The 7,136-nt window shown below is 65.9% G+C and carries 6 protein-coding genes; 2 read left to right on the top strand and 4 right to left on the bottom strand.

The features are described 5' to 3' along the window. The coding region (locus tag ACIQ2E_RS10970) for a pyridoxal-phosphate-dependent aminotransferase family protein (protein WP_398330233.1) at positions 1-702 on the top strand (702 nt) is incomplete at its 5' end. Here ACIQ2E_RS10970 and ACIQ2E_RS10965 read toward each other — a convergent pair. Further along, complete coding sequence (locus ACIQ2E_RS10965) at positions 632-1,117, bottom strand: nucleoside deaminase (protein ID WP_398330231.1); 486 nt, start codon at positions 1,115-1,117, stop codon at positions 632-634. The genes ACIQ2E_RS10970 and ACIQ2E_RS10965 overlap by 71 nt on opposite strands. 100 nt (positions 1,118-1,217) lie before the next feature. Here ACIQ2E_RS10965 and ACIQ2E_RS10960 point away from each other — a divergent pair, with 100 nt between their 5' ends. Beyond that, positions 1,218-2,669: a pyridoxal phosphate-dependent decarboxylase family protein gene (locus tag ACIQ2E_RS10960; protein ID WP_398330228.1), complete on the top strand. Its 1,452-nt coding sequence runs from the start codon at positions 1,218-1,220 to the stop codon at positions 2,667-2,669. Between the two features lie 160 nt (positions 2,670-2,829). Here ACIQ2E_RS10960 and ACIQ2E_RS10955 read toward each other — a convergent pair whose 3' ends face one another. From ACIQ2E_RS10955 to lspA, 3 genes are read right to left on the bottom strand one after another with little or no spacing between them, the layout of a single operon-like run. Then, the gene (locus ACIQ2E_RS10955) at positions 2,830-4,395 is read right to left on the bottom strand and encodes a YcjF family protein (RefSeq protein ID WP_398330225.1); all 1,566 of its coding nucleotides are present in this window, start codon (positions 4,393-4,395) and stop codon (positions 2,830-2,832) included. Between the two features lie 12 nt (positions 4,396-4,407). Beyond that, a complete protein-coding gene (locus ACIQ2E_RS10950) occupies positions 4,408-6,540 on the bottom strand; it encodes a transglycosylase domain-containing protein (RefSeq protein WP_398330222.1) in 2,133 nt (710 codons plus the stop codon). Beyond that, positions 6,521-6,991, bottom strand: coding sequence for a signal peptidase II (lspA, locus tag ACIQ2E_RS10945; protein WP_398330219.1), 471 nt, complete (start codon positions 6,989-6,991; stop codon positions 6,521-6,523). Before lspA ends, ACIQ2E_RS10950 begins: the two co-directional genes overlap by 20 nt. Positions 6,992-7,136 lie beyond the last annotated feature (145 nt).

Genomic DNA, 7,136 nt, shown 5'->3' with positions numbered 1-7,136 from the left:
CGTCAGCCGATGGATGGCATCGGTGCTCTTTGCCGTCAGTACGACTGCCTGCTGCTGCTCGATACCGTCACCTCACTCGGTGCAGTGCCGCTCTACCTCGATGAGTGGCAGGTGGATCTCGCTTACAGCTGCAGCCAGAAAGGCCTCAGCTGCCCCCCCGGCCTAGGTCCCTTCACCATGGGGCCACGCGCGGAGGAGAAGCTCGCCGCCCGCAGCGGCAAGGTGCCGAACTGGTACCTCGATGTCAGTCTGCTCAACCAGTACTGGGGCAGTGACCGCGTCTATCACCACACCGCTCCAGTCAATATGAACTTCGGCATGCGTGAGGCCCTACGCCTGATCGCAGAAGAAGGTCTGGAGAACGTTTGGGAGCGTCATCGCCGCAACGCCGAGCATCTGTGGTCGGGTCTTGAAGCTCTTGGCCTGCAGTGCCATGTACCGGCGGAGTTGCGCCTGCCCACCCTCACCACAGTGCGCATCCCCGAGGGTGTGGATGGCAAGGCCTTCACGCTCCACTTGCTCAACAAGCACGGCATTGAGGTGGGTGGTGGCCTCGGCGCCCTCGCTGGCAAGGTGTGGCGCATTGGCCTGATGGGTTACAACAGCCGCGAGGAGAACGTGGATCTGCTGCTCAACCTTCTTGAACAGGAGCTGCCGGCCTTCCGGAGCGCTGCTCCCGTTGCTGCTGCCGCCGCTGCTTGAACCACCGCTCCAGCTGATCCGCACACAGGCTCGCTTCCACCCCGCCCACCACCTGCATGTAGTGGTGGGCGCTCGGGTTGGTGCTCAGGTCGAGCACCCCACCGAGCGCTCCCCGTTTGGGGTCGCTGGCACCGAACACCACCCGCCCCACCCGGGCTTGCACCAAAGCCCCCGCACACATGGGGCAGGGCTCCAGGGTCACGAGCAGGGTGCAATCGTTAAAGCGCCAATCGCCCCGCAGGCGAGCGGCTTGCTGCAACGCCACCAGTTCGGCATGGCCGAGGGGATGCTGGTCTCGCTCGCGCCGGTTGCTGCCCCAGCCCACGGCTTTTCCCTGTCCGTCCACCATCACGGCCGCCACGGGAATCTCCCCCTGGCGGCCTACCAGCTCAGCGTGCCTGAGCAGCCGCTGCATCCAGAGGAGTTGTTCCGCCGGCCCCAGAACATCCGCCCACGCTCTGTGCACAATGCCAGCGCCTGATCCCAGCCTGGCATTGGGCCGGCCATTGGTGAGAATGGGCAAACCCTGTGGCGCCCCCTTGGCTCCAGCCCCTCAGCACGAGCCAGCGGCCGCGCCCTCCTTGCCGCTCTTTCCGGATCCTTCTGGACTGGATGGAGATCTGCTGGCGTTTCTGCAGCAGACCTCGGGTCAGCTCTGCCGCTGGTGGGGTGATTCCAGCCAGCGCTCACCTCTGCCCTTGCTGAGCGTGTTGCCGGAGGTGGCACCGGGGGAGGCTGGTTTGGATCCCCTCACCCTGCTCGATGATCTTCAGTTGGTGATGGATGGGGCATTCAACCCGGTGCATCCGGGTTCGATGGCACACCTGGATCCGCCTCCACTCACCGCCTCGGTGGCAGCAGATCTGATTTGCGCCGGCCTCAACAACAATCTGCTCGCTGAAGAGCTTTCGCCAAGTCTCTCGCGGCTCGAGCGCAGCCTCTGCGCCTGGATGGCCGAGAGGCTTGGCCTCGGTGATCAGGCTGGCGGTGTGGCCGCCAGTGGCGGCAGCCTCAGCAACCTGATGGCGTTGGTGGTGGCGCGCCAACAGCGGCAATTGCTGGGAGCGCAACACGCGTTGGTGTTCTGCAGCGCTGATGCGCATGTGTCGATCGCCAAGGCACTGGCGGTGATGGGGCTGCCGCTCTCAGCCCTCCAGCCCGTAGCGGTGGATGGCCGTGGATGCCTCCAGGTGGATCAGTTGGCGGCTCAACTCGATGCCGCCATCGCTGCGGGTCAGCCGGTGCTTGCCGTGGTGGCCACCGCCGGAACCACCGTGCGCGGAGCGATTGATCCGCTGGATCGGGTCGCCCAGATCTGCCGCGCGCGCCAAATCTGGCTGCATGTGGATGGTGCCATCGGTGCTGTGTTTGGGCTCAGCTCAAGTCATGCTGATCTGGTGCAGGGTCTGGGATTCGCTGATTCCCTCACAGTGAATCCACAGAAGCTGCTGGGGATCACCAAAACGTCTTCCTTGCTGCTGCTGCGCCAGCCCGATGCGCTGGCCTCCTGCTTTGCCACCGGCCTGCCCTACATGGAGCCCAGTTGGGCGGAGGCCCATGGTGGTGAGTGCGGTTTGCAGGGCACGCGCCCTGCTGAGGTGCTCAAGCTCTGGCTGGGTCTGCGGCAGCTTGGGCTCACCGGCATCGATCGGGTGCTCAGTGGAGCGATCGAACGCCGCCAGCAGCTGCAGGCCCTGCTTGAGCCCCTGCCTCTGGAGCTGCGGAGCGGCCCGCTGCACCTGCTTGCTTTCACACCCCGGCACCTCTCTGCTGCGGAGGCAGAGCACTGGTCGCAACAGACGCGCCACCGCCTACTTGAACGCCAGTTGATGCTCTCGCGACCGCTTTATCAAGGGCGCCATCACCTCAAGGCGGTGCTGGGCAACCCCCACACCGGCGCTGCCGAGCTCGAGGCTGTGGCCGATGTGGTGACGGCTTCTCTGCCTGCATCGCTCCCCCTTCGCTGATCCCGCAGCATGAGTGAACCCAAGACCCGCGGCCGCTGGGTGGCCCTTGTGACTGGCGCCATCTCGATCCTGATTGCCGTGGCCTATCTGGTGCTGATCACTGTGCTGGATTCCCGCGGACCTTTGCTTCCACCACCCCCGGAGGCCATGGGGCTGGGCGCTAACGCCGCCCCTCCGGCCGCGGTGGCAGCTGCTCCTGCTTCTGCTGACGCTGCAACGGCTCAACCACGCGGTTGAAGGCTGCGCTGAGAAAGCTCTTCAGCGCTGTATCGCGGCGGTTGAGGTCGTACTGGCGTTGCACCACTTCCTGCATGCCTCCATCGCCCCAGTCCTGATCCTGCTGGAAGTAGGTGATGAAGCTGCGCCCTGCAACCCGCGTGAGCCAGCCTGCTCCCACGGCCTGCACGGCGCGGCTGAGCACCAGGGCCGGCAGGTTCACGCTGAGAGCAGCACTGATCAAACCCATCCCGCCTTTGATCACACCCAGGCTTGCCAGGGTGCGCCCGACTGACACCGCTAACTCCTGGGCGGAGCTGCGGCTGAGGCTTACCCCATGGATGCGGCCGATTTCCATCACCATCTGAGCATTCACAGCTGCCGCACCCAACAGATCGATCCCTGGTAGGGGCGTGGCGGCGATGACACCAGCGCTGATCCAGCTGTAGCGGTCCACCACGACTTCAGCATCCTGCTGGCGTTGGTCGTTGAGGAGTCGCCGCCCCGTTTCGCTGAGGCGGCGACTCTGCATCAGGATGTTGTCGGCGATCAGCTCTTCGCCATCGCTGTGCAACACCTGGGCGATGCGGCGCAGCAACGCATCGAGTTCGGGCTCTGGCTGCAGCGGCTTGCCGCCGGGCATTGGAACGGATTGTGGCGCCGCGCTGGCGGCGATCACGTCGTCTGGAGCGATTCGCCCCTGGCAGCGTCGGCGCAGCAGTGCCAGCAGCCGGCGCTCTTCCTCGCTTCCCCGCAGGTCGCATTTGTTGAGCACCAGCAGTAGCCGTTTGCCCAGCTGCGCCAGCGTCACAAAAACCTCCTGCTCGGCGGCGCGCAAATCTCCATCCACCACCAGCAGCAGTAGATCGGCTTCCGCTGCTTGTTTGCGAGCGAGCTGTTCGCGCCGCTGCCCAGCAGCGCCGGCTTCCAGGATGCCTGGGGTATCCACCAGGCGAATGCCGCGGTTGAGGTTCTGCAGGCGCAACCGATAGCTCAAGCAGGCATCGGTGGAGCCCATGGCGGCACCCACCCGACCCACCACATCCTTCAGCAACGCCCGGATCAACGAGGTTTTGCCGGCAGAGCCCGTGCCAAATACCACCAGCACGAGATCGCCGCGCTCCAGTTCGGCCGCCACCCGCTCACGTTCCAGCTGCAGGGCCTCCCGCTGCACGGCATCGCGAATCCGCTCCAGCAGTTGATCCACCGCCTGCAGCTGCTGGTGAGCGGCCTCCTGGCGGTTGTTCGGCGGTGCTGCGGTGGCGTTTCCACTGCCAGGGCCTCCACTGCGCTGGCGGCGCCATCCCTCAAGCCATGGCCAGGCCACCCGCGCAATCAGTAAGGCGCCACCGCCAAACAGCAGCAGGGTGAAGGGGCCCACCAGCCAGGACGGCAGAAGATAGCTCAGCTGCCAGATCAGGTTGTTGATGGCCTGCAGCACAGCCGTCACCACCACCAGCACGAGCAGGCCCCCACCGATCCAGAGCCAGAGTCGTACAGGAGGTTTCACAGGTGGCGGACCTCAGCGCAGGGTGATGCCGCGATCGAGGCTGCCTCGACCGGCTGAGCGGATGATCTCGCCCCAGAGCTCTGCCGCCAAGGCGCTGCTGGATCCGGTGGGGGTGTTGTCGTCATTGCCCAGCCACACACCCATCACCCAGTGGCGGCTGGGTTCTGCCCCGATGAACAGGAGATCGCGGCCGTTGTTGGTGGTGCCGGTTTTGCCCCATTCCTCGCCGCCGAGCCGTGCGGCGCGGCCCGTGCCGGAGCGCACCACACCCCGCAGCATCGACTGCATCTGGCGGGTCTGGGATTCGCTGAGAACCCGCCGCCCCGTACCCGTGCCCTGGCGTTGCGGCTGGCTGGTGCGGTTGCGCTCCTGTTCGGCATCGGTGAGTTGGCGAATCGTGCTCGGCGGATGCCAGATGCCTTGGTTGGCCACTGCGGCATAGGCGCCGGTGAGTTCCACCAGGCGAACTTCGGCCTGACCCAGGGCCAGGCCGGGCACCGCCTCAAGCGGTGTGCTGATGCCGAGCTTGCGGGCGGTTTCGATCACCCGATCAAGCCCAACCCGCCTGGCCAGGCGAAGGGCGGCGGTGTTGCTGGAGCTGGCGAGGGCCTGCTCCAGGCTGAGGCTGCCGCCGCAGCTGCTGCGGAAGATTTGCCCTCCCCATTCCAGTGGGGCACAGCTCACCCGATCGCTGGCGTTCAGACCGAGCTCCAGGGCTGCGAGATAAGGGAAGAGCTTGAAGGTGCTGCCCGGTTGGCGCAGGGCCATGCTCGCCCGATTGTATTGGCTCTGGCTGTAGTCGCGGCCGCCGGCGATGGCGAGGATGCCGCCGTTGCGGCTGTCGATCACCACCACTGCACCCTGCTGGGGCCCCGCCTTGGAGCGCAGTAACGAGCTGAGACGTCGCTCCACCACCTGCTGCAGCAGGGGATCGAGATAAGTGCTCACCAAAAAATTGCCTTCCGCCGCCACATCGGCTCCCAGCAGCCCCTCCAGATCCCGCTTCACCTGGTCGGTGTAGAAGGGCAGCGGTTGAGCGCCCTGCTCAACGCCCGCGCCGCAGGCCTGGGGCGCTAGCTGCAGAGGGTGCCGCCTGGCGCTCCTGGCCCGCTGCTGGCTGAGCCGCCCTGCTTCCACCATCTTCAGCAGCACCCGATTGCGGGAATCGAGCGCTGCCTGCGGTTGGGTGCAGGGGTTGAAGCCGTTCGGCGACGGCAGCAACCCCACCAGCAGCGCCGCTTGTTCGAGGCTGAGATCGCTCGCTGGGCGGGCGAAGTAGTGGCGGGCGGCGTCTTCAAAGCCCCAACCCACCCCCAGATAAACCCGATTGAGATAAGTGAGGAGCAGATCACGCTTGCTGTGGCTGGCCTCCAGTTGCAGTGCCACCAGCAATTCGCGCCACTTGCGGCCCAAGGTGTCACCACGACCCACGGTTTCGGGATGCAGGCTCCGTGCGAGCTGTTGGGTAAGGGTGCTGCCCCCCTCAATCACGCGCCCACCGCTGAGGTTGGTGAGCAGGGCCCGGGCGGTGCCAATCGGATCAATACCTGGGTGCCACCAGAAGCGGTTGTCCTCGCTGGCCAGCAGGGCGCTGATCAGCTCTTCTGGAAACCGGCTGAGATCGCGCTGTTCGCGGTGCTGAACCGATTCGAAGGCCATCAACGGCCGATCGGCTCCATCGAACAAAAGCAGGGGCCCGCGGCTGGCCGCAAGTTCAGCTTCCACCGGAACCTGCAGCCGTCCGACACCCAGTAGGGCCAGGCCGCCGGCGGCCACCACCGCAGCAGCAGCACTGCCCCACCTCCGCAGCAGCCGCCAGGGCCGTTGCGCCGGTTGATAAAAAACCAGTTCAGCGGCACCCTCCGCGCCGGTTGGAGCCATGCGGATGCGATCGCCATCACAGAGCAGCAGCTGCTGGATGCGGCGTCCGCGCCACCAAAGTCCGTTGGTGGAGTTCAGATCGGTGAGGAGCCAGTGGCCGTCCACCCACTCGAGCAAGGCGTGCTGCTGGCTCACCCCGGCAGCCTGGATGGGGAGTTCCGCTGAAGGGTCGCGGCCGATGCGATAGGTACCGGGCTGGAGCTGCCGGCGCTGCTCGCTCTGGCCGAGGCTGCTCCAGCTCAGTTCAGCGGGCCGGGCGGTCATGACGCCCATCCTGGCGGCGCAGTAGATCGATCAGGAGGCAGACCACAGCCAGATTGATCGCGGTGTCAGCCAGGTTGAACACCGGAAACGGCACCGGCACGAACTCGAGAAAATCCACCACGCTGCCGAGCCGCCAGCGATCAAGCCCGTTGCCAATCGCTCCACCCAGCAGCAGCCCCAGCCCGAGGCTCTGCCAGCGGCTGAGGGTCCCGCTGGTTTGAATCCAGACCACCAGGCCCACGGCCACGGCCGCACTCACCAGACCAAGGCCAAAGGCATTGCCCTCCAGCATGCTGAAGGCCGCGCCCGTGTTGAACACCAGCCGTTGTTGCAAAAGGCCCGGGAGCAAGGGCTGAACGCCTCGCCCGCTGAGCTGATGCAGGGCCACCAGCTTGCTCAGTTGATCGCTCACCACCACGGCCAGGGCGATGAGATACACAGGCCGGATCATGACTCCAGCAGCAGCACACGCCGCAGGCCCAGAGCCAGCACGGCGACGGCGCAACACAGAAGCAGCTGCGGCACGAGCGGACCAAAGCTGTAGCTGATCAGCAGCTGGGGCAGGGCACCGTTCCAGCGGCCCACCAGGCCCCCCA

Origin of the sequence: Vulcanococcus sp. (assembly GCF_044369115.1) — a bacterium.
Lineage (GTDB): Bacteria > Cyanobacteriota > Cyanobacteriia > PCC-6307 > Cyanobiaceae > Vulcanococcus.
The sequence above is the reverse complement of the archived record's forward strand: the minus strand, read 5'-3'. Positions and strand labels throughout refer to the sequence as shown.

Excerpts from the sequence above, each read along its gene's own strand:
- ACIQ2E_RS10965 (WP_398330231.1), bottom strand. The coding sequence starts at position 1,117 with ATGCAGCGGCTGCTCAGGCACGCTGAGCTGGTAGGCCGCCAGGGGGAG.
- ACIQ2E_RS10960 (WP_398330228.1), top strand. The coding sequence starts at position 1,218 with ATGGGCAAACCCTGTGGCGCCCCCTTGGCTCCAGCCCCTCAGCACGAG.
- ACIQ2E_RS10950 (WP_398330222.1), bottom strand. The coding sequence starts at position 6,540 with ATGACCGCCCGGCCCGCTGAACTGAGCTGGAGCAGCCTCGGCCAGAGC.
- lspA (WP_398330219.1), bottom strand. The coding sequence starts at position 6,991 with ATGATCCGGCCTGTGTATCTCATCGCCCTGGCCGTGGTGGTGAGCGAT.